The organism is Aeromicrobium sp., assembly GCF_047607065.1.
Taxonomy (GTDB): Bacteria; Actinomycetota; Actinomycetes; order Propionibacteriales; family Nocardioidaceae; genus Aeromicrobium.
The window spans coordinates 1-22039 of the sequence record NZ_JASGDU010000011.1; the positions used below are offsets into that span (position 1 = coordinate 1).

General features: G+C 69.2%; 22 protein-coding genes and 1 pseudogene. 5 read left to right on the forward strand and 18 right to left on the reverse strand.

Translation table 11 applies throughout. The annotated features are described in order from the left end of the window. Positions 1–262: 262 nt before the first annotated feature. Together QM597_RS01380 and QM597_RS01385 are read left to right on the forward strand one after the other, a co-directional pair. Positions 263–547, forward strand: a complete 285-nt coding sequence (locus QM597_RS01380) for a type II toxin-antitoxin system Phd/YefM family antitoxin (RefSeq protein ID WP_415003085.1) — start codon at positions 263–265, stop codon at positions 545–547. Beyond that, on the forward strand, positions 537–944 hold the full coding sequence (locus tag QM597_RS01385; RefSeq protein ID WP_415003086.1) for a type II toxin-antitoxin system VapC family toxin: 408 nt from the start codon (positions 537–539) through the stop codon (positions 942–944). The genes QM597_RS01380 and QM597_RS01385 overlap by 11 nt, the downstream gene beginning before the upstream one ends. 11 nt (positions 945–955) lie before the next feature. On the opposite strand, the gene QM597_RS01390 is transcribed toward QM597_RS01385, so the two are convergent. From QM597_RS01390 to pafA, 14 genes are all read right to left on the reverse strand, one after another. Then, on the reverse strand, positions 956–1369 hold the full coding sequence (locus QM597_RS01390) for a type II toxin-antitoxin system PemK/MazF family toxin (protein ID WP_415003087.1): 414 nt from the start codon (positions 1367–1369) through the stop codon (positions 956–958). Then, entirely contained in the window at positions 1260–1493 is a 234-nt protein-coding gene (locus tag QM597_RS01395) for a hypothetical protein (protein WP_415003088.1), read from the reverse strand. The genes QM597_RS01390 and QM597_RS01395 overlap by 110 nt, the downstream gene beginning before the upstream one ends. 99 nt (positions 1494–1592) lie before the next feature. After that, positions 1593–4271, reverse strand: coding sequence for an aconitate hydratase AcnA (gene acnA, locus QM597_RS01400; protein WP_415003089.1), 2679 nt, complete (start codon positions 4269–4271; stop codon positions 1593–1595). A gap of 158 nt (positions 4272–4429) precedes the next feature. Continuing rightward, positions 4430–5128, reverse strand: coding sequence for an RDD family protein (locus QM597_RS01405; RefSeq protein ID WP_415003090.1), 699 nt, complete (start codon positions 5126–5128; stop codon positions 4430–4432). 31 nt (positions 5129–5159) lie between these two features. Beyond that, on the reverse strand, positions 5160–7706 hold the full coding sequence (locus tag QM597_RS01410; protein WP_415003105.1) for an SCO7613 C-terminal domain-containing membrane protein: 2547 nt from the start codon (positions 7704–7706) through the stop codon (positions 5160–5162). Continuing rightward, positions 7706–8896 (reverse strand): class I SAM-dependent RNA methyltransferase, encoded by a 1191-nt coding sequence (locus tag QM597_RS01415; RefSeq protein ID WP_415003091.1) that lies wholly within the window; start codon positions 8894–8896, stop codon positions 7706–7708. The genes QM597_RS01410 and QM597_RS01415 overlap by 1 nt, the downstream gene beginning before the upstream one ends. Next, positions 8889–10904, reverse strand: a complete 2016-nt coding sequence (locus tag QM597_RS01420; RefSeq protein ID WP_415003092.1) for an amino acid permease — start codon at positions 10902–10904, stop codon at positions 8889–8891. Before QM597_RS01420 ends, QM597_RS01415 begins: the two co-directional genes overlap by 8 nt. A gap of 27 nt (positions 10905–10931) precedes the next feature. Next, the gene (locus tag QM597_RS01425) at positions 10932–11834 is read right to left on the reverse strand and encodes a diacylglycerol/lipid kinase family protein (RefSeq protein WP_415003093.1); all 903 of its coding nucleotides are present in this window, start codon (positions 11832–11834) and stop codon (positions 10932–10934) included. Between the two features lie 14 nt (positions 11835–11848). After that, entirely contained in the window at positions 11849–12613 is a 765-nt protein-coding gene (tatC, locus tag QM597_RS01430) for a twin-arginine translocase subunit TatC (protein ID WP_415003094.1), read from the reverse strand. A gap of 40 nt (positions 12614–12653) precedes the next feature. Next, positions 12654–12914, reverse strand: a complete 261-nt coding sequence (tatA, locus tag QM597_RS01435) for a twin-arginine translocase TatA/TatE family subunit (protein ID WP_415003095.1) — start codon at positions 12912–12914, stop codon at positions 12654–12656. Continuing rightward, the gene (locus QM597_RS01440) at positions 12914–13900 is read right to left on the reverse strand and encodes a helix-turn-helix transcriptional regulator (RefSeq protein ID WP_415003096.1); all 987 of its coding nucleotides are present in this window, start codon (positions 13898–13900) and stop codon (positions 12914–12916) included. Before QM597_RS01440 ends, tatA begins: the two co-directional genes overlap by 1 nt. Further along, the gene (locus QM597_RS01445) at positions 13897–14853 is read right to left on the reverse strand and encodes a helix-turn-helix transcriptional regulator (protein WP_415003097.1); all 957 of its coding nucleotides are present in this window, start codon (positions 14851–14853) and stop codon (positions 13897–13899) included. The genes QM597_RS01440 and QM597_RS01445 overlap by 4 nt, the downstream gene beginning before the upstream one ends. A 19-nt stretch (positions 14854–14872) precedes the next feature. Beyond that, entirely contained in the window at positions 14873–15865 is a 993-nt protein-coding gene (locus QM597_RS01450; RefSeq protein ID WP_415003098.1) for an FKBP-type peptidyl-prolyl cis-trans isomerase, read from the reverse strand. A gap of 119 nt (positions 15866–15984) precedes the next feature. Then, entirely contained in the window at positions 15985–17346 is a 1362-nt protein-coding gene (pafA, locus tag QM597_RS01455; RefSeq protein WP_415003099.1) for a Pup--protein ligase, read from the reverse strand. Between the two features lie 40 nt (positions 17347–17386). On the opposite strand from pafA, the gene QM597_RS01460 reads away from it, so the two are divergent. Both QM597_RS01460 and QM597_RS01465 read left to right on the forward strand, forming a co-directional pair. Beyond that, on the forward strand, positions 17387–17992 hold the full coding sequence (locus QM597_RS01460; protein ID WP_415003100.1) for an FMN-binding negative transcriptional regulator: 606 nt from the start codon (positions 17387–17389) through the stop codon (positions 17990–17992). A gap of 151 nt (positions 17993–18143) precedes the next feature. Then, positions 18144–18296 (forward strand): annotated as a pseudogene (locus QM597_RS01465) (ADP-ribosylglycohydrolase family protein); the annotation flags it as partial. A 241-nt stretch (positions 18297–18537) separates the two neighbouring features. On the opposite strand, the gene prcA reads toward QM597_RS01465, so the two are convergent. Genes prcA through dop form a run of 4 tightly spaced genes read right to left on the reverse strand, consistent with a single transcriptional unit; the run spans position 18538 to position 21793 of the window. Continuing rightward, positions 18538–19230: a proteasome subunit alpha gene (gene prcA / locus QM597_RS01470; protein ID WP_415003101.1), complete on the reverse strand. Its 693-nt coding sequence runs from the start codon at positions 19228–19230 to the stop codon at positions 18538–18540. 26 nt (positions 19231–19256) lie between these two features. Further along, positions 19257–20081 (reverse strand): proteasome subunit beta, encoded by an 825-nt coding sequence (gene prcB, locus QM597_RS01475; protein WP_415003106.1) that lies wholly within the window; start codon positions 20079–20081, stop codon positions 19257–19259. Continuing rightward, a complete protein-coding gene (locus tag QM597_RS01480; RefSeq protein ID WP_415003102.1) occupies positions 20081–20275 on the reverse strand; it encodes a ubiquitin-like protein Pup in 195 nt (64 codons plus the stop codon). Before QM597_RS01480 ends, prcB begins: the two co-directional genes overlap by 1 nt. A 9-nt stretch (positions 20276–20284) precedes the next feature. Continuing rightward, complete coding sequence (gene dop, locus QM597_RS01485) at positions 20285–21793, reverse strand: depupylase/deamidase Dop (protein ID WP_415003103.1); 1509 nt, start codon at positions 21791–21793, stop codon at positions 20285–20287. A gap of 60 nt (positions 21794–21853) precedes the next feature. Here dop and QM597_RS01490 point away from each other — a divergent pair. Next, the coding region (locus tag QM597_RS01490) for a hypothetical protein (protein WP_415003104.1) at positions 21854–22039 on the forward strand (186 nt) is incomplete at its 3' end.

Consider the following 22039-nt stretch of genomic DNA (forward strand, 5'->3'; position numbering starts at 1 on the left):
CCTGCCCGCAATCGGCCCTACAGTCCCGAAAGGCGGACGCAGGGCAGCAAGGCAGCAGCCCGAAACAGGTCCCTACGCCCATCCCCAGGCCCGCTCACCCGCCGATGGCCTATAGATCAGCGATTCCCTAACTCGCTGCCTGGGAACACCAGCGGCACGTCAGCGAACGACGCCCGCGGAAGTCGTCCTGTAGACGACTTCCGCGGGTCCGTTCACCGACGATTGACTCGCCCTTCTAGCATGTAGGCACTACATTTGTGTCATGCGTACCGTGACCTTGACCCAACTCAATCAGCGCACCTCCGCCATCACGCGAGAGATCGTGGAGTCAGGCGAGCCGGTCCAGGTGACGAATCGCGGCAAGGTCGTGCTGCGCATGATCCCCGAGGTCCCCCCGGCTCAAGATCGGCTCGCGGAGTTGATCGCCCTGGGGCTGGCTCGTCCGGCGGTCGCCCCTGGGCAATGGCAACCCCGCCGCAAGCCTGCGACATTAAGTCGGCCCATCGACGAGATCCTCGACGAGGTCAGGGCCGATCATGAGGTCTGAGAAGTACCGCTACATCGATTCCTCAGTCGCACTACGAATCCTCTGGGGACAGAGTTCCGAGGCCGTGGAATGGTTCCTACGCGCCCGCGCCGACGGCTGGAACATCGTCTCGTCACAACTGCTGGAGCTCGAGGTCATCCGTGCCGCACGGCGTGAGAACACCGACCTGGATGACGCACGACGCTGGCTCGGAGAACTGCCCCTACTCGACCTCGACCGGCAGCTCGTGCGCGAAGCCAGCGACATCGAGCCTCACGTGAAATCGCTGGACGCCCTTCATCTCGCCGCCGCCCTGCGTGTCGGAGTCGACGACGTGGTGATCATCTCCCACGACACGGCGCTGAAGCGCGTCGCGAGCCTCCTCGGCTTCGACGTCCACGATCCGGTGACTGCCTGAATCAGCACTTCTCACAGACCCGTCACGAGCCGCAACGCGGCGTCGACCGCCCGCAGTTCGTCGAACGCCAGATGCCCGACTCGTTCACTGAGCCGAGCGGGGTCGACAGCGCTCGTCTGCTCGAACAACACCCTGGTCATTCGTCCGTCGATCTTGACCTGTGGCCGGAAAGTCGCAGGTCGCGCGGACGTCGAGGTCGGCGCCACCAACCACGTCGACAGTAGATCGAAGTCGTCGGACTGCACGACAACCGCGTAGCGGCTTCCCTGTTGGTCATGCCCGCGAGCGTCACGCGGGGCTCGGAGGCGGTACACGTCACCACGCACGCAGATGCTCCATGTCTCGGAGCACCTGAGCCGCCTCGGCTCGATCCTCGGGATCAGCCGCCAACGCCTCGACCTCGGCACGGACTCGCGCCCGCACATGACGTGCCGCCGCCTCGATCAACGCCTCGCGCACCACCACCGAGACGGGCGTGCCGTCGGAGGTCAACTCGTCGAGGGCCAGTCGCGCGTCATCATCAGGACGAAAGGTGATCGTTGCCGCCATGAGGCCAACGTCTCACACGATGTAAGACATTTCAAGGAGTATGGAGACGCCGACGCCCCGCTCCCAGTAGGGAACGGGGCGTCGCGTCAGCGGGCTGCCTCAGAGCAGCGAGCGCAGGACGTACTGCATGATGCCGCCGTTGCGGTAGTAATTCGCCTCGCCGGGGGTGTCGATGCGGACCACGGCGTCGAACTCGGTGACCGTGCCGTCGGCCGCGGTCGCGGTGACCTTGACCGTCTTCGGCGTGCGGCCCTCGTTCAGCTCGGTGACCCCGGCGACCGCGAAGGTCTCCTCGCCGGTCAAGCCCAGCGAGTCGGCGTTCTGGCCTGCGGGGAACTGCAGCGGCAGGACGCCCATGCCGATGAGGTTCGAGCGGTGGATGCGCTCGTAACTCTCGGCGATGACGACCTTGACGCCCAGCAGCGCGGTGCCCTTGGCCGCCCAGTCGCGCGACGAACCCGAGCCGTACTCCTTGCCCGCTAGCACGACGAGCGGGATGCCTGCGGCCTGGTAGTTCTGCGAGGCCTCGAAGACCGTGGTGACCTCGCCGTCGGCCGAGAAGTCACGGGTGAACCCGCCCTCGGTGCCCGGCGCGATCTGGTTGCGCAGGCGGATGTTGGCGAAGGTGCCGCGGATCATCACCTCGTGGTTGCCGCGACGCGAACCGAGGGAGTTAAAGTCGCGCGGCTCGACGCCGTTGTCCATGAGGTACTTGCCGGCCGGGCTGTCCTTCTTGATCGCGCCGGCAGGGCTGATGTGGTCGGTCGTGACCGAGTCACCGAGCTTGAGCAACACGCGCGCACCCGCGACATCGGTAACCGGGGACGGCTCGAGCGCCATGCCGTCGAAGTACGGTGCCTTGCGCGCGTAGGTCGACTTCTCGTCCCACTCGAAGGTGTCGCCCTCCGGCGTCGGCAGGCTCTGCCAGCGCTCATCCCCGGCGAACACGTCGGCGTACTCCGCGCCGAAGGTCTCGGCGGTGATCGCACCGGCGATGACGTCCTCGACCTCGGCCGGGGACGGCCAGATGTCGCGCATGTAGACCGGGTTGCCGTCGTGGTCGGTGCCCAGCGGATCGTTGAACAGGTCGACCGTCATCGAACCGGCCAGCGCGTAGGCGATGACCAGCGGCGGCGAGGCCAGGTAGTTCATCTTGATATCGGGGTTGATGCGACCCTCGAAGTTGCGGTTGCCCGACAGCACCGAGACGACGGCGAGGTCGCCCTCATTGACGGCCGCAGAGACCTCCGGGATCAGCGGACCGGAGTTGCCGATGCAGGTGGTGCAGCCGTAGCCGACGAGGTTGAAGCCGAGCTTGTCGAGGTACGGCGTCAGGCCCGCGCGCTCGTAGTAGTCGGTGACGACCTTCGAGCCGGGCGCCAGCGTGGTCTTGACCCACGGCTTGCGGCTCAGGCCCTTCTCGACGGCCTTCTTCGCCAGCAGCGCCGCGCCGATCATCACCGACGGGTTGGAGGTGTTGGTGCAGGACGTGATCGCGGCGATAGTCACCGCGCCGTGATCGATCTCGAAGGAGGTGCCGTCGGCCAGCGTGACCTGCTGCGGGTTCGAGCCGTTCGGCGCATACGTCGGCAGCGTGCCCGCGAAGGACTGCGCGGCCTCGGCCAAGATGACGCGGTCCTGCGGGCGCTTCGGTCCGGCGATGGACGGCACGACGGTCGACAGGTCCAGCTCGAGGTACTCGCTGTAGCGCGGCTCGTGGTCGGGGTTGTGCCACAGGCCCTGCGCCTTCGCGTAGGCCTCGGTGAGCGCGATCTGCTCCTCGCTGCGGCCGGTCAGGCGCATGTACTTGGTGGTCTCGTCGTCGAACGGGAAGATCGCGACGGTCGAGCCGTACTCGGGACTCATGTTGCCGATGGTGGCGCGGTTGGCCAGCGGCACCGCGCCGACGCCCGAACCGTAGAACTCGACGAACTTGCCAACCACGCCGTGCTGGCGCAGCATCTCGGTGATGGTGAGCACCAGGTCGGTGGCGGTGGCACCCTCGGGCAGTTCGCCGTGCAGCTTGAAGCCGACGACGCGCGGGATGAGCATGGAGATCGGCTGGCCGAGCATGGCGGCCTCGGCCTCGATGCCGCCGACGCCCCACGCGACGATGCCCAGGCCGTTGGCCATCGTGGTGTGCGAGTCGGTGCCGACACAGGAGTCCGGGTAGGCGACCGTGCCGTTCTCGGTCTCCTTGGTGAACACGACGCGGGCGAGGTGCTCGATGTTGACCTGGTGGACGATGCCCGTGCCCGGCGGGACGACCTTGAAGTTGTCGAACGCGCCCTGGCCCCAGCGCAGGAACTTGTAGCGCTCGCCGTTGCGCTCGTACTCGATCTCGACGTTGCGCTCGAAGGCTTCCGGCGTGCCGAAGACGTCGGCGATGACGGAGTGGTCGATGACCATCTCGGCCGGGGCGAGCGGGTTGATCTTGGACGGGTCGCCGCCGAGTTCGACCATCGCCTCGCGCATCGTGGCGAGGTCGACGACGCAGGGGACGCCGGTGAAGTCCTGCATGATGACGCGCGCGGGCGTGAACTGGATCTCCTTGGACGGCTCGGCCTGCGGGTCCCAGGCACCGAGCGCGCGAATGTCGTCGGCGGTGATGTCCGCGCCGTCCTCGGTGCGCAGCAGCGCCTCCAGGAGGATCTTGAGGCTGAACGGCAGGGAGGCGACATCCACGCCGTCGCCGGTTACCGCATCGAGGCGGTAGTAGTCGTACGCGGAATCGCCGACCTGCAGCGAATCCTTGGCGTTGAAACTGTCGACGGACATGTGACGCATCTCCTTGGGGCCGAGTTGCTTCCCATCCTGCCGCGCCTCACGGTGTCGCCGCTCGGTCAGGTTCACCTAACCCGTGTTGCAGGGGGAAACAGGCATTGTGTCTTGACATCAAGATACACGACGTCAAGACAGGGCGTGTGCCGCGACACTCACCACAGGCCCGGCATACGGCCGATCAGCGGCCACAGGAAACTGAGATACAGCGCGAACACCCCGAGGACGCCGAGCACCCCCAGCGCGTCGAGCAGGAGCAGCGTCCGCGCCCGCTGCGGTGCTGTGACATCCGGGGAATCGATCACCCGACTGCCGGCAAGCAGGTCGGCTAGGCCGCGGTCGCGCGCCAGCAGAATCGGCACCGCCACGACGGCCACCGCCAGGTAGGCGAACAGCCCCACATGCCATTCGTCCGGGGTGAGCCGGCGCAGCACCGTCGGCAACCCCACCGGCACGACCGCCAGCGCCAGATCCAGCAGCACCACCGAGATCAGGCCGCGCCACAGACCCCGCCAGGCACCGATGGGGCGGTCCTCGGCGGCATCGACCACACGCAGTCCCGTGCGGTGCTTACCGATGCTGTGACCGCGCACCCCCTGGCGCAGGCCGTTGTTCCACAGCAGGAAGGTCTCCCCCACCACCAGGCCGCTGACGATCAGCCCGTCGGACAGGCTGACCGACCAGAACGTCTCGGCGTCGTCGAGCACCAGCACCCCGAGCGCGTAGGCGAGCGCCCCGGCGGAGAAGGCGGTGCAGAACAGCAGCGCATCGTGCAGGGCCGCGTCGCGGCGACGCTGGCGGACGGTCAAGGGTTCGGCGAGCGGCGCGTCCACGCCGTCGGCTACCTGGGTCATAGCCCCATCATGGCCCCCACGGCTGCCGATGTCACCGCATTGAGCCGACGAACCGCGCGGCGGCGCGTCCGTCCCGCACCCGGTCCTCCCAGGTGATGCCCGCGCCGAGCAGCAGCGCCCCCGCCGCGCCCAGCAGGATCCATCGCGGCAGCGCCCAGCCGTACGGGGCGAGTTCGACCAGCGCGAGGATCGCCAAAGCTGTCCCGCCGATGACGAACGGGGCCTGCCAGCGCCGGACCAGTCCCACGCCGATCAGGACCGCCGCAACCAGGCCGACGAGCAGTGCGCGCACCGAGACCGGTCCGGCGTAGGCGAGCAGCGCGCTGGGCACCACGGCGAACAGCAGACCCGGACCGAGCGCCAACCACGTCGGCACCGACGCGCTGCGGGCCATCGCCACCGCTCCGGCACCGAGCGCGGCCGCCGCGAACGGCAGCGTGTAGACCTCCAGGACGTGCGTGTCGGAGGCGGTGAGGTAGACGATCCACGCCAGCACGAGGAAGGCCAGGCCCGCGTACCGCGCCCAGGCACGGCGCTCGACCAGCAGGCCGGCCGCCACCAGCACCGCGCCGATGCCGGACAGCCAGGCAACGGTCCAGCCATAGTCCGCCTGCGGCGTCCCGGCCAGCAGCGTCATCACCACGGCCGCGGTGCCGACGGCCTCCACCCCCCAGCCCAGCCGCAGCGACGCGGGCGGACCGGACATCGCCAGGCCGATCCCCGTGGCCGCGAGCGACGCGACAAGGACCAGCGTCACGACCGGCCCGGTCTCCAGGTCGAACTCGGGATGGTCGGCCAGCAGCGCGACGACGCCGATACCCCAGCCGGTGCCCAGGCCGGCCGCGACGATGCCGGCCTCCTTCCACCGGCCGGTGGACGCCAAGACGAACAGGGCCACGGACGCCGCCGCGCCGAGCACGATCAATCCGTCATAGGTCGCCACGGCGAACAGCGGGGCCAGCGCGACGAGGACGTGTCCGACCGGCTCCCAGCCCTGGCCGAACCAGCGGCCCGTCACCGCCAGCGCGATCCCGGCGGCCAGGATCATCGCGCCCAGTAGGACCACGGCGACTCCCACGTCGGCGAGCACCGCGCCGATGGTGATCGCCGCGATCAGCCCGGCCCCCAGGTAGAAGTGACGGCGCGGCAGTTGACGGGCCTCGGGCCAGGAGGCGACCGCCACCAGTGCCGTCGCCAGGGCCAGCCCGCCGCACAGCGTCGCCCACCACTGCAGCGGCGTCGCACCGCCGACGGACGAGGTCGTGACGAAGAAGTCGCCGCGACCCGCACCGTCCGAGGGGAGGTCCACCGAGGCCAGCAGGGCCACCAGGCCGGCGCTCCAGCCGATCACCGTAACGATCCCGACTGCGGCTGCGGCGATGAGCGTGCCGATGCCGGCGGCGCGGTCGACGCGGCGTGCCCGAGGGCGGGCGACCACCAGCGCCGTGCCGTAGAGCGCCACCCACAGGTACCACCCCTGGTGGTGGAGCGGCTCGCCCAGCGGCAGGCCGACCAGCAGCGCCACGAGCGACAGCGCCACGGCCACCGCCGCGGCGCGCGCGGGCTGCCAGGCGGCCGCAGCGGCGATGGCGAGCGTGACCACGAGAAGCGGCAGCCCGTGTCCCTCACCCAGGTACTCCGCAGCACGCGGATGCGCGAACGCCTCGACCAAGGCCGTCACTACCGCGATCACCGCAGTCGACTCGGCCCCGACCGCCACGATCTTCGACCACACCGTCTGACCCACGAGTTTCGCCCCGAACGCCACCGCCGCCAGCAGGACCCCGACGGTCAGCAGCAGCCAGAAGAGCCGGAAACCGGCGTCGTCCAGCGCATCGGCGAGCGCGCCGCCGAACCACCAAGCGGCCCCGCCGGCGACGATCTGCAGGGTCATCATCGAGCGTCCCATCGCCCGCTGCGCGGCCGCACCGACGACCACGGCGATCAGGCTCATCACGGCGGCCCACACGCCGACCACGGCCCAGTCGGGCAGCCCGTCCAGGCCCGCCAGCCCCAGGTCGCAGGCGGCATACCAGTCGGCTGAGACGAAGCAGGCGAACACCAGCCAGACGGCTTCGGCCGAGCCGCGCAGTTCACGGCGGGTCACCCAGGACCCGAGCGCGCCGACGGCGGCCGTGGCCGCGCCGAGGATCGCCACCCGACCGCCCAGGCCGACGGTCTCCCACGCGCGCGAGATGAACACGATGCCCGCAACGATCAGCAGCACCGCACCGAGGCCGAGCAGCACCGACCCGACCGTCAGCCCGCCGCCGGAGGGCGGCCCGTGCGCAGCAACGGCGGGATAGGACGGCAGGATCGGCGGGGCGACCGGCGGTGGCACGGGAGCGGCCCCAACCGACGGCGGTGCGACAGGCGGCACCACAGGCGCCGGCGGTGGCACGACCACAGCGCGTTGACGACTGCGGACCGTTTCGACCAGCGCGTCGATCTCCTCCAGAGAACGCCAGATCGCCGGAATCTCTGCAGCAGTGAGGTCGAATCCACAGGCCGGGCAGGCCGGTCGGCCCACAAGACCGGCCCGGCAGCCGGGGCACCGGGTGGCGTCGGCATAGCGCATCACAGATCACTCCCGTTGTTCGTCGTTCCCGTTGCCGCCGTCGTACGCACACCGGCAGCACGGTCCAGGACCGCCACGCATTCGACGTGGTGCGTCATCGGAAAGAGCGCGAAGGCGCGCAGGTCGCGGAACTCGTATCCACGCTCACCGAAGCGCGCGAGGTCGCGCGCGAGCGAGGCCGGATCACACGAGACGTACACGATCCGGCGCGGACCGAGTCCGGCGATGACCGAGACTGCTTTCTTGGCCCCGGCGCGGGGCGGATCGAGGATCACCACATCCATGCCGCGGAGGCGAGGGGCGATTCGCTCCGTCGCCCCCTGCCGCACCCGCGCCTGGGGCAGATCGGCAAGGTTCTCGCGGGCGAGCGCCGAGGCCTTCCGGTCCCACTCGACACTCACGACGTGCCCCATCCGCCCGACCGCCTCGGCCGCGAACGCCGAGAACAGCCCGACTCCGGCGTACAGGTCGGCCACGCGCTCCCCCGGCCGCAAATCGGCAGCGGCCAGCACCGCATCGACGAGGGTCGTCGCGGCGCTCGGATGAACCTGCCAGAAGCCGTCGGCCTCCACACCGAAGGTGCGATGGTGAACATGCTCGGTCAGATGACGCGGGCCCCGGCGAAGTTCCCCGTCGATCACCACGGCCTGCTCGCCGCTCGACGATACGGCCGTCTCGATCCGCTCGGCGCGCACGCGCTCGTCCACCTGGGGCAGGTCGGCATGGGCGATGCGGCAGCGGTCCACCGCCACCACCTCGTGCGAGCGATGCGCCCGCAGTCCGAGCCGGCCGGAGGCGTCGGTCGTGTACTGCATGCGGGTGCGCCAGCCCAGGTGCGGCGTCACCTCCTCGACAACCCCGTCCCAGGTGATCGCGGCGATCCGGCGCAACTGTTCGCGTACGACATCGGTCAGCAGACCGCGCTGGGCCGCCGGACTCACGTGCTGGAAGTCGCAGCCGCCGCAGGTCGCGGCCCAGGAGCACGGCGGTTCGACCCGGTCCGGCGAGGCATGCAGCACCTCGACGGCGTCGGCACGCAAAAAACTCGCGCTGCGGTCGGTGATCCGCAGCCGCACCTGCTCCCCCGGCAGCGCATGGCGGACGAAGACGACCTGGCCGTCCAGGCGTGCGACGCAGTGACCCCCGTGGGCGACCGGGCCGACCTCCACCACCGGCAGCGGCTCAGGCATCGTCGTCGCGACCGGTGACCTCGACGCCCCGCCGCGCGTCGCCGGGCATCGGCCGGGAGGACCGCCTCGGCGCGCTCCCGGCCGAGTCGAGTTGATAGGGGACGCTCGTGACCATGACGCCGGGCAGGAACAGCAGCCAGCCCTTGAGCCGCAGCGCGGTCTGGTTGTGCAGCAGCTGCTCCCACCAGCGGCCGACGACGTACTCGGGCACGTAGACCGTCACGACATCGCGGGGTGACGCACGCCGCCGCTCTTTGACGTAGCGCACCACCGGGCGCACCAGCTCACGATAGGGCGAATCGAGCACGACCAGCGGCAGGTCGAGGCCCCGCTCCTGCCATGCGTCCTGGAGCGCCGTGGTCGAGGCTTCGTCGAAGGACACCGTGACGGCCTCCAGCGAACTGGGCCGCGACGCCTTGGCGTAGGCGATGGCCCGCATCGTGGGCTTGTGCAGGGCGCTGACGAGCACGATGCCGTGCACCCGTGAGGGCAGGGTCACGTCGGAGTCGTCGATGGCCAGCTCCACGGCCACCCGATCGTAGTGCCGGCGAATGGCCCGCATGAGCACGAAGACCGCCGTCATCGCGGCGATGGCGATCCAGGCACCGGCGAGGAACTTGGTCAGCAGCACGATGACCAGGACCGTCGCGGTCATCGCCAGCCCGAAGGTGTTGACCGCGCGCGACCGCTGCATCTGCCGCCGCGCGGCGGGGTCCGGCTCCTGGGCGAGGTGGCGGTTCCAGTGCCGGATCATGCCCAACTGGCTCAGGTTGAACGAGACAAACACCCCGACGATGTACAACTGGATGAGTTTGGTGACCTCGGCGTCGAAGGCGAGGATGAGCGCCGCTGCGGCCAGCGCCAGCAGCACGATGCCGTTGCTGTAGGCCAGGCGGTCGCCGCGGTGGGCTAGCTGCCGGGGCAGCCAGCCGTCGCGCGCCAGGATCGAACCGAGCACCGGGAACCCGTTGAACGCGGTGTTGGCCGCGAGCACGAGGATCAGGCCGGTGCAGGCGATGGTCAGGTAGAACAGCGGGGTCGGCCCGTACAGGGCGTCGGCCAGCTGGGCGATGACGGTGTGCTGCTCGAAGTCCGGGCCGGGCGCGCGGCCGTCGATCAGCAGCTGGCTCTCGGGGTCCTCGACGTAGCGCAGGCCCATGAGATCGGCGAGCACGATGATGCTCATCAGCATCGTCACCGCGATGGTGCCGAGCATGAGCAGGGTGGTCGCCGCGTTGCGGCTCTTGGGCCGGCGGAAGGCCGGCACGCCGTTGCTGATCGCCTCGACCCCGGTCAGCGCCGCACAGCCCGACGAGAAGGCCCGTGCCAGCAGGAAGGCCATCGCCAGGCCGGTGAAGGCCGCATACGGCGGCTCCCCCACCACCTCGTAGTCGGCGCTCTCGGCCCTCGGTAGGTCGCCGCCGAGGTAGCGCAGGTAGCCCCACACGGCCATGCCCAAGATGGCGGCCATGAAGGCGTAGGTCGGGATGGCGAAGGCCGTGCCCGACTCCTTCGCACCGCGCAGGTTGATCGCCATCAGCACGAGCACCAAGACGACGGCCGCGCTCGCCTCGTGGCCGAGCAGCCCCGGCACTGCGGAGGTCGCGTTCTGTACGCCCGAAGAGATCGAGACCGCGACGGTCAAGATGTAGTCGACCAGCAGCGCGCTCGCCACGGCCAGTCCTGCCTTCGGTCCCAAGTTGACCGTGGCGACCTCGTAGTCACCGCCGCCGCTGGGGTAAGCATGGACGTTCTGCCGATAACTGGCCACCACCGTGAGCATCACCACGACGACGCACAGGCCGATCTTCCAGTTGTAGGCGTAGGCCGACAGCCCGCCCATCGACAACACCAGGAAGATCTCGTCGGGCGCGTACGCCACCGACGAGAGCGCATCGCTGGCGAAGACCGGAAGGGCAATACGTTTGGGAAGCAGTGTCTCACCGAGCTGGGTGCTGCGCAGTTTGCGCCCCACCACCGCCCGTTTGGCGACGCGAAGTAAGCCCACGCGGTGATCGTAGACCCGCCGGTGCGGTCAGGACGGCAGCACGGCCCGGCCCGGCGGCGGGGCGATGACCGACAGCGCTGCCGGAGCGACCGCGATCTCCACCGGCAGCGGGCCGATTCGCTCCCCGTCGCCGTAAGCCACGATGCCCGGCGCGTCCAGGCGCAGCCGCCGCACCCGATGACGCTCGAACTGCGGCATGCTCACGTGGGTCCCCTTCATCAGCCTCGGGAACGTCCGCACCAGGAGCGCTCGGCTGACCGGGCGGATGAGGCAGACGTCGAGCAGACCGTCGTCGAGTTCGGCACCCTGGGCGATCCGCAGTCCGCCGCCGAAGGACGGGCCGTTGCCGACCGCGACGAGCATCGCCGGGGCCTGCACCGTACGGTCGCCGTCCGGGCCGGACAGGTCGAGGCTGAAAGTGAGCGGCTCGAAGGATCGCAGTTCCGCGCCGACCGCCAGGACGTAGCGCAGGTGGCCGCGCGGCCAGGTCATCGCGTTGGCCCGCTCGTTGACCTTGGAATCGAACCCCGACGCGACGACGGTCGCCACCCAGCGATCACCGGCCCGGATCAGGTCGATGCGGCGCTCGTCGGCACCGCTCAGCAGGTCCAGACATGCCTCGACGTCGCGGTACGGCAGGCCGAGCGCCCGCGCGAGGTCGTTCCCCGTACCGGCCGGCAGCAGCGCGAGCGTCGCGTCGGCCTCGACCAGCAGATCGAGCACCGCGTGGACCGCGCCGTCACCGCCGACGACTACCACCGTATCCGCGCCGCCGGCCAGCCGGCTCTGAGTCGACTCGCGAACCTCGTCCAGGGTCTCCCCCTGGGCGTGCTCGACCGTCCAGCCGTACGACCGCAAGCGCGGCACCGCCGCCTCGGCGATCTGCTCGCCCCGCCGCCGTCCGGAGACCGGGTTCACGACCAGGACCACGTGCCGCGCCGCGCTCACAGCGGCGAGGCCTCGTCGTCGGACCACGCCGCGCCGGGGCCTTCCCGAGCGCGACGCCGGTCGGAGATGCGCGCGATGGTCTCGGCGATCAAGTACAGGACCGTCATCGGCAGTGCGAGGAACAGCATAGTGATGGGGTCCGTGCTCGGCGTGGCGATGGCCGCGAAGACGAACATCGCCACGACCGTCCACGGCCGGGCGCGTACCAATGACCGGGCACTCACCACGCCCAGGCGGTTGAGCAGGACCACGGCCAGCGGAATCTCGGACGCCACGCCGAAGACCAGCATCATGCGGATGATGAAGTCGTAATACTCCGCCCCCGACACGAGGCTCTCGAATCCGTCGGGCACGAAGCCGATGAGCACTAGGATCGCCTTGGGCAAGATCACGTAGGCCAGCGCCACCCCGCTGAAGAACAGCGGGACCCCGGTGCCGGTCAGCAGCAGCGCCCAGCGCCGCTCGTGCCGGTGCAGCGCCGGCAGCACGAAGGCCCACAACTGCCACAGCCAGATCGGGCTGGAGGCCACGATGCCGGCCACCAGGGCGATCTTGAGCTGGAACTGGAAGGCCCCGCCGACTCCGGTGATGACCAGGCTCGTATCGATGCCTTTGGCCGCCAAATCCGGCTCGATCTGGTGGTAGGGGTGGGTCAGGAAAGTCAGCAGCGGCTCGTAGAAGACGAAACCGCAGATGGTCCCGACAAGAATCGCCAGGACGGCTCGGATGAGGCGGCTGCGCAACTCACGAAGATGCTCCATGAGCGGCATGGTGCCACCGGGTGCGGCCAACTGCGCAGACTCAGTTCGTCTCGTCGGAGGCATCGATGCGGCTGCTCTCGACCCGTCGCGTCACCGGCACGTCGTCGGAGGCGGGGATGACTGCGGCGTCGTCGGCCTCACGCGCCTTGTCGTCCTCTTCGAGTCCCTTGATCTCGGACTTGAAGATGCGCAGGGCACGGCCGCTGCCACGCGCCAGTTCGGGCAACTTGGCCGCACCGAAGAACAGCAGTACGACCGCGAGAATCAGCAAGATCTCGGTGGGGCCGATATTTTTGAGCATCAGGACTCCTCGGTTGCGAACGTGGCCTCATCGTACGCCGCCAGCGCTGTGAGCGCGTGCTCACGCACCTGTGTGCGCACTGAGTCCGGGGAAAGAACCCGGATCGCGCCGCCGGCCCGCAGTGCCAGGCGGCATACCCAGGACTCGTCGGCAGCCACCACCTGCACGCGCCAGGTGTCGCCGGAGTCGTCCAGGACCTCCGCATCGTAGTGCTCCACGATCCAGCGCGCACTCGGTTCGACCGCCAGTTCGGCGTGCAGCAGCCCATCTCCAGCGTCCCCGGAGAAGAAGCCCGCAACCGGTCGCGGCGTACGCCCCCGGTCGGCGACCGCGTCGTCGAGCACCTCGGCGCGCTCGATGCGGTCCAGCCGGAAGAACCGGTGGCCCACGGCCCGGTGGCACCAGGCGTCGAGATATTCGCGGCCATCGCGCGTGAACGTCGCCAGCGGGTCGATCCGCCGCGTCGTGAGCGCGTCGCGCGAAGCCGGGGCATAGACGATCTCCATGCTCCGCCCACGTGACAACGCCTCGCGCACGGCACCCAACACCGACGGGTCGACCGGCTCGACGACGACCGCCACGGTGTTCTCGGCCTCGGCGGCCCCGGCCACCGCAGATTGCAGTTTGGCCAGTGTGGTGTCGACGACCCCGGCATGCTCGGTGCCGGCGGTATCGCGCAAAGTTCGCAAAGCGACGATCAGCGCCGCAGCCTCGTCGGCGTCGATGCGCAGCGGGCGGGACATGAAGTCGGCGTTGGAAATGTAGATGCGGTCGTCGCCCTCCAAGGCGAACAGGTCCACGTCGATCAGGTCGCCGCCGTAGGCCCCGACCCCGGTCAGCATGATCTGTTCGACGTCGCGGCGCACCACGCCGGGCTTGACCCCGAACTCGCGGGCGACCTCCTCGACCGAGACGCCCTGCTTGCTCTGCAGATAGGGCACCAACGCCAGTCGTCGCTGAACATCGCGGGCCGACGGCTTCCTCATGCGTTGGCCTCCGCCGCGCAGCGCAGGATGGAGACGGCCAAAGAACGCGCCTCCGGCGGGTCCACGACGACCACGTGCGGCGCGAAGGACGCGGCGGTCATGGCGATCTGCCAGGCGGAGTGATAGCCCACCCGCACGAGGTCCACGTCGTCGCCGGCCGGCTCGACCGACCGGGCGTGACGCCGCAGCGGGACGGCCCGGTCGCGCCGCACGCGCAGGGTCGCCTCGCCGACCGGCTCGGTGGAGGTGAAGTCCGCGAGATCACGGATCGAGGTCCCCTCCGGCACCGTGTAGGACCCGGCCTCGCCGTCGCCGCGAACCTCGCCGCGAATGCGCGAGAGCCGAAAGAGGCGTGAATCCTCCCGGTCGATGTCATAGCCGCCGACGTACCAGCGACCACGCCACGACAGCACTCCCCACGGCTGGAGGTGGCGCTGTTGCGACTCCTCGCCAATCCGCCCGTAGGCGAACGCGATGGGCCGACGCTCCCGCACGGCATCCCACACCGCGTCAAAGGCCGACTCGTCAGCACCCAGTCTCGGCTGCACGAGCGGGACGGCGCTGGTGTCGATCTCGACACCAGCCGCCTTGAGTTTCAGGAGCGCGTCGGCCGAGCGGCCCGCCAGCCCCCCATGCTCCCACACCTGGGCGGCCAGGCCGATCACGGCCGATTCCTCTGCGGTCAGCTCCAGGTCCGGCAGCTCGGCAGCCTCCCGTGGGATGCGGTAGCCCCGGAGGTCGTCGTGCAACGGATCGAAGCTACCGATCTCCAACGGGATGCCGAGCGCGCGCAGTTCCCCCTTGTCGCGCTCGAACATCCGATTGAAGGCGTCCTCGGACAAACCTTGGTAATCCTCGATGGAAGCCCGGACCTGCTCCTTGGTGAGGAACTGGCGGGTCGAGAGCAGCAGGAAGATGAGATTCATCAACCGTTCGCTCTTGCGCTCGGCCACGCCGGTTCCCCGCCTCGGGTCAGAGTGTGCCGACGATGTCGACCACGAAGGTCAACGAATCCCCCGGAGCGATGCCGCTGCCCTCGCCGGGGTTGTCGCCGTAAGCGACGTCGGCCGGACACGTCAGCACGACACGCGAGCCGACGGTCTGGCCGGTCAACATGTCGGTCCAACACGGGATGACACCGGCCAGCGAGAACAACGACGGCGCACCGCGTTCGAAGGAGGAGTCGAAGACCGCGCCGTTGGGGTAGACCTGACCGAGGTAGTTCGCATAGACGTAATCATCGGCCTCGACCTTCGGACCGGTTCCCTTGATGACCGGGTAGACGGCCTCGGTGGCCGGGGCCGTGACCGCACTGCCGTCAACCCCCGTGACCGTGTCGCCATCGACGACCGGCGTGGGCACGCCCGCCGGCAGATCGACCTTCTTGCCCGACGGAGCGGTCTTGGTGTCGGCGTCGATGGAAGCGGTGATGTCGAAGTAGAACAGCATCGGCTGGGCTTCCTCGAAGCCGAACTGCTGGACTGCGTCGCCGAAGAAGTCGCCCGCGGTGATACCGAGGATGACCTTCGAGCCGACCTTGACGTCCTTGAGCACCTCGAGCGCCGACTTGGGCAGGCCCGGCGCGGTGGCAGTCGTTGACTTCGCCGAGTCGATGAACTGGAAGACTGCGGGGGTGCCGGGTTCGCCGGTGGTCGCATTGGTGCCGAAGGACGAATCCAACTGGGAGCCGTCGGTGCCGTCAGCGATGATGTAGTCGGCGCTGAAGTAGTCGTTGTTCTGGAGTTTGCGACCGTCGCCCTCGGAGACGATCTGCAGTTTCGCCTCACCGCTCTTGATCTCGTCGGCGAGTTTCTCCGGCTCCTTGACCGAGAGTTTCGGTGTCTCCCCCCCGGAAACGGTGACTCCGGAGAACGCGAAGCCCTTGTTGGACAGCACGATGACCGACGCGGCCAGCACGGCCACGACCGCTAATGCTGTCGAGATAAGGATGATGTTGCGGCGCACAGGTATACCTCGAATGAGTGAGAGGGGGTCAACGGCCCGAGGCACGCTGAACGAGAAACCGGGACCACCCTAACCAACCGGACCACACACTCGCGCATTCGACACCCGAACCGGATCGGTCACATCGCGTCGATGAGCCGCTGTACCCGCTCGTCGTGGGCGCGGAAGGGGTCCTTGCACAAGACGGTGCGCTGCGCCTGGTCGTTGAGTTTCAGATGGACCCAGTCGACGGTGAAGTCCCGGCGGCGCTCCTGGGCCCGCCGGATGAACTCCCCGCGCAGGCGCGCCCGCGTGGTCTGCGGCGGCACCGACTTGGCGCGGAAGACCTCCAGGTCGCCGGTCACCCGTGCCACCGCACCGCGGCGGTCGAGCAGGTAGAACAGGCCGCGGTCGCGCCGGATGTCGTGGTAGGCCAGGTCGAGTTGGGCCATCTTCGGGTCGCCCCAGCTCAGTCCGTGGACGCTGCGATACCGCTCCAGCAGCCGCAGCTTGATGACCCAGTCGATCTCACGCTCAACGAGCGAGAGGTCTTCGGACTCGACGGCCTTCAGGGTGCGCTCCCACAGGTCGAGCGCCCGGCGGGTCACGGGATCGTCGATCTGGCTGCGGTCGACGAACTCGGCGACCTTGGCGAAGTACTCGGCCTGGATCTCCAGCGCGGACAGCTCGCGGCCGTTGGCCAGCTGGACCTTCTTGCGGCCGGTCATGTCCTGGGAGATCTCCCGGATGGCCCGGATCGGGTTGTCGAGGGTGAGGTCGCGCATCGTCACGCCTGCCTCGATCATGCGCAGCACCAGCTCGGTGGTGGCCACCTTGAGCAGCGTCGTGGTCTCGCTCATGTTGGAGTCGCCGACGATGACGTGCAGGCGGCGGTAGCGCTCGGCGTCGGCGTGCGGCTCGTCGCGGGTGTTGATGATGGGCCGCGACCGGGTGGTGGCGCTGGAGACGCCCTCCCAGATGTGCTCGGCCCGCTGGCTGATCGAGTAGATCGTGCCGCGTCCGGTCTGCTGGACCTTGCCCGCGCCGCAGATGATCTGGCGCGAGACCAGGAACGGGATGAGCACGTCGGCCATGCGGCTGAACTCCCCGCCGCGCGCGATGAGGTAGTTCTCGTGGCAGCCGTAGGAGTTGCCCGCCGAGTCGGTGTTGTTCTTGAACAGGTAGATGTCGCCCTCGATACCGTCGTCGCGCAGCCGCTGCTGGGCGTCGAGCATGAGCGCCTCGAGGATGCGCTCGCCGGCCTTGTCGTGGGCGACGAGTTCGGCGACGTCGTCGCACTCGGGGGTGGCGTATTCCGGATGACTGCCGACGTCGAGGTACAGGCGCGAGCCGTTGCGCAGGAAGACGTTGCTGCTGCGACCCCAGGAGACGACCCGGCGGAACAGGTAGCGCGCGACCTCGTCCGGCGAGAGCCGGCGCTGCCCGCGGAACGAGCACGTGACGCCGTACTCGTTCTCGATGCCGAAGATGCGCCGGTCCATGACGAGAGCCTAGCCGTGCCGGTGCCTTGAGAGTGCACGCATGCGACACACGCCGCGGTATGTGCTGGACGACCCCGACGAGGTCAAGCGTCTCGTGCGCGAAAACCCGTGGGCGACCCTCGTCTCCTGGACCTCGTCGGGCCTGGTGGCGTCGCACTACCCGGTACTGCTCGACGAGGATGCCGACGACATCGTGCTCGTCAGCCATGTCGGGCGGCCCGACGACGTCCTGCACGAGCTGGGCGCGAGCGAGATGCTGGTCATCGTGCAGGGGCCGCACGACTACGTCTCGGCCAGCTGGTACGACCCGGGCGAGCTCGCGGCGACCTGGAACCACGTCACGGCGCACCTGTACGGCGTCCCCGAGGTGTTGGACGAGGAGGAGACCTACGCGATGCTCTCGCGCCTGACCGACCACTTCGAGCGGCGCTATCCCGGCGGCCGGAGTCTCGGCGAGGACGAGGCGGGCACGCGGCGGATCGCCAAGGGCGCTGTCGGCCTGCGGATGCGGGTGACCCGGTTCGACGCCCGCGCCAAGCTGAGCCAGAACAAGCCGCCGGAGGTCGTCGAGCGGATCACCGAACGGTTCGCCGAAACGAACCCGCGGCTGGCCGACGAGATGCGCCGCGTCCGGGAGCAGGCATGACACGGGAGGACCGGGCCGCGGGCGTGCTGCTGGGGGCGGCCGTCGGCGACGCGCTGGGCGCGGGCTACGAGTTCGGTTCGGCGCCGCTCCCCGGCCGTCATCGGCGGTAGCCTGGAGTGCGCACGAGCAGGCCGAGCGCAGCGGAGGCAACCGCTCGCTCATACGCACCGCTCCGGTCGCGCCGGCACACCTGGACGATCCCGAGACCCTGGTAACTACGGCCCGCGCGGTGAGCCCCCTAACCCACCACGGCCCGGAGGCGGGCGACGCCTGCGCGACCTCGCCTGAGAGGTTGCGCGAGTAAGAGATTCCGCAGATAGGCGGAGCCGGTCATTGAGGTGGGAGCGCAGCACACCTCGAAATGACCCGCCCACGGCAGGCTTCGCCCTTCGAGGCCGCTCCTTCGTCGGGGCACCTCAGGACCCGGCTCGCTCGTTCCTCGCGGTCCCTGAGGTGCGTAGGCCGCCTGCGGCCGGAGCCTCGAAGGGCGCACCTCAGCCAGCGGAACCTACTGCCGGAACCTCGAAGCGACTACGGACCGGGCCTCAGCCGAGCGCTTCGGCCACCACCGGGTCGGCCAGGCGCTTGAACTTGCGCTGCTGAGTGCGAGTCCGGTCCAGCACCGCCACTTCCAGCGACTCGGCCGGGATCGCGCGCGGGGCGGCCGCATCGTGCCCCAGCGCCGTACGCGCCAGCGAGATCGCCCCGGCCAGATCGAGGCCGGGCGTGTAGTGCTCGGTGAACCACTGTTCCACCGGCTCGGTGGTGCCGCCCATGACGCCCCACCCCTTCACGTCGGCCACCGAACCGTCATAGGTAAGCCGGTAGACCTGATCGGCTTCGGGACGCTCGCCCAGCTCGGCGACGAACAACTCGACCTCGTAGGGCTTCTCGCCGCTTGCCGAGAAGATCGTGCCGAGCGTCTGCGCGTAGGCGTTGGCCAGGCCCCGCCCCGTGACGTCGCGCCGGTCGTAGGAGTAGCCGCGCAGGTCGGCCAGGCGCACGCCGGCGATCCGCAGGTTTTCGAACTCGTTGTACCGCCCGACGGCCGCGAAGCCGATCCGGTCGTAGATCTCGCTGATCTTGTGCAGGGCCTGCGAGGGATTCTCGGCAACGAAGACGATGCCGTCGGCGTACTGCACGACGGCGACCGACCGGCCGCGGGCGATGCCCTTGCGGGCGAAGTCGGCGCGGTCCTTCATCACCTGCTCGGGCGAGACGTAAAAGGGTGCGGTCATGGCGGCGCTCCTCTCAGATCGGCCGGTCAGATCAGGGGCGCCGACGGGCCGTCGGGCGCGGTGAGGCGGGCGGCGACGACCTCGTCGGCGACCGCTGCGGTCTCGGTCTGGCTCCAGGCGCGGAAGCCCTCGGCACCGATGGTGGCGACCATCGGGAAGATCCGGCGGGCCATGTCGGGTCCGCCGGTGGCCGAGTCGTCGTCGGCGGCGTCGTAGAGCGCCTGCACGCACGCGGTGACCGCCTCCCGCTCGGTCAACCCCTCGCGGTACAGCTTCTTCAACGCGCCGCGAGCGAACAGCGACCCGGAGCCGACCGAGCAGAACTGACGCTCCTCGTTGCGGTTGCCGGTGACGTCGAAGGCGAAGATGCGTCCGGCTCCGGCGTCCGGATCGTAGGCGGCGAACAGCGGCACGACCGCCAGGCCCTGCATCGCCAGGCCCAGGTTGCCGCGGATGAGCGCCGCGAGGCGATTAGCCTTACCGTCGGTCGACAAGACGGTGCCCTCGATCTTCTCGTAATGCTCCAGCTCGACCTGGAACAACCGGGTCATCTCCACGGCGATACCCGCCGTGCCTGCGATGCCAACGCAGGAGAACTCGTCGGTCTGGAACACCTTCTGGATGTCGCGCTGAGCGATGACGTTGCCCATAGTGGCGCGCCGGTCACCGGCCATGACGACGCCGCCCGGATACGTCGCGGCGACGATGGTGGTGCCGTGCGTGATGCCGTCGAACTGCCCCGGCCCGGCCGCGTCCGTCGCACGGGCGCCGGGCAGCTGGTCGGGGGCGTACTGGACGAGGAAGTCGGCGAACGAGGACGAGCCAGCCGTGCGGAAGGCCTCCGGCAGCATCACTGCCCGCCCTTCTGCACGAAGCTGCGCACGAACTCCTCGGCGTTCTCTTCGAGCACGTCGTCGATCTCGTCGAGGATCGCGTCGACGTCGTCGTCGAGCTTCGCCTTGGCTTCGGTGTCGATCTCGGTGGCCTCGACCTGCTCGTCGGATTCGCGCGACGGCCTGCTGCTCTTGTGCTGCTGCTCGGACATGACGCCAGCCTAGTCGCGCCCGGTCAAGGTACGGAACAGCTCGGTCGCCGTCGGGTCGGCGTCGAAGAGCGCGCCGACGTGCTCGCGCGTGCCGCGCAACGGTTCGAGGGTCGGCACACGCTGCAGGGAGGCGTAACCGGGCAGGTCGAAGATGACCGAATCCCAGGAGGCGGCGGCGATGTCGTCGGAGAACCGGCGCAGGCAGGTGCCCCGGAACCAGGCCCGGGTGTCGCCCGGCGGCTCGGTGACCGCAGCGGCGATCTCGGCCGGGTCCACCAGGCGCTTCATGCGGCCGGTGCGGACGAGCTGGTGGTACAGGCCGCGCTCGGGCCGGATGTCGTGGTACTGCAGGTCGATCAGGTGCAGCTTCGCGTGATCCCAGTCCAGGCCGTCGCGGTCGCGGTAGCGCTCCAGCAGGGCGAGTTTGGCGACCCAGTCCAGCTCACCGGCCAGGTCCATCGGGTCGCGCGCGAGGCGGGCGAGCACGCCCTCCCACCGGTCGAGGACGTCGGCTGTCTGCTCGTCGACGTCGCCCTGCCGCTGCGTGAAGGCGCGCGCGCGACGCAGGTACTCGGCCTGTAGGTCCAGCGCGGTGATGCTGCGGCCGTCGGCGAGATCGACAGTGACCCGCAGGGACGGATCGTGGGAGATCGCGTGCAGCGCCGCAACCGGATTCGCCAGGTCGAGATCGGTGACGACGGCACCGCCCTCGATCATCGCCAGCACGAGCGACGTCAGGCCGTGCTTGAGGTAGATCGATGTCTCGGCACAGTTCGCGTCGCCGACGATGACGTGCAGGCGGCGGTACTTGCGCGGGTCAGCGTGCGGCTCGTCACGGGTGTTGATGATCGGCCGTTTGAGCGTCGTCTCCAGGCCGACCGGCACCTCGAAGTAGTCTGCGCGCTGGCTGATCTGGAACTCATGGACACTACCGTCTTGCTGCTGGCCGACCCGCCCGGCACCGCAGACGACCTGCCGGGACACGAAGAACGGTGTCAGGTGGGTGACGATCTGCTCGAAGGGCACCTGGCGGTCCATGAGGTAGTTCTCGTGCGAACCGTAGGAGGCACCCTTGTTGTCGACGTTGTTCTTGTAGAGCACCAGCGGGCCGTTGCCGGGGATGCGCCCGGCCAGCTCGGCCGCCTCGCGCATGACCTCCTCGCCGGCCTTCTCCCAGATCACCACGTCGCGCGGTGTCGTGACCTCGGGGCTGGAGTACTCCGGGTGCGCGTGATCGACGTAGAGCCGTGCGCCGTTGGTCAAGATGATGTTGGCCAGCCCGAGGTCCTCGTCGGTCAGCTGCGACGGATCGGCGTCGCCGCGGCTCAGGTCGAAGCCGCGGGCGTCCCGCAGGGGACTTTCCTCCTCGAAGTCCCATCGCGCCCGGCGGGTCAGCCGGTGTGCGGCGGCATAGGCGTTGACCACGTGCGTCGAGGCGACCATCGGATTGGCGCGCGGCTGCCCCTGCACGGTGATCCCGTACTCGACCTCGCTGCCCTGGACCCGGCGGACCGTCATGCGCCTCAGCCTAGTGCGCGCGGCCGGGTCCGTCGTCGGCGATCACAGGGTCTTCGCGAGGTGAACCGAATCGGCGGAGTCGGCGTAGAAGCCGAACGGCTCGATGCGCTCGAAACCGCTAGGGAAGTGCTGATCTTTGCGGCGACCCGGCTCGGCGGGTGGCCTGGCGGCTGGGATCGCGAAATCATGGGGTCGTGGACAGCGACCAGCCCTCCTTCACTGATGTCGAGTACGGCAACCGGCGAC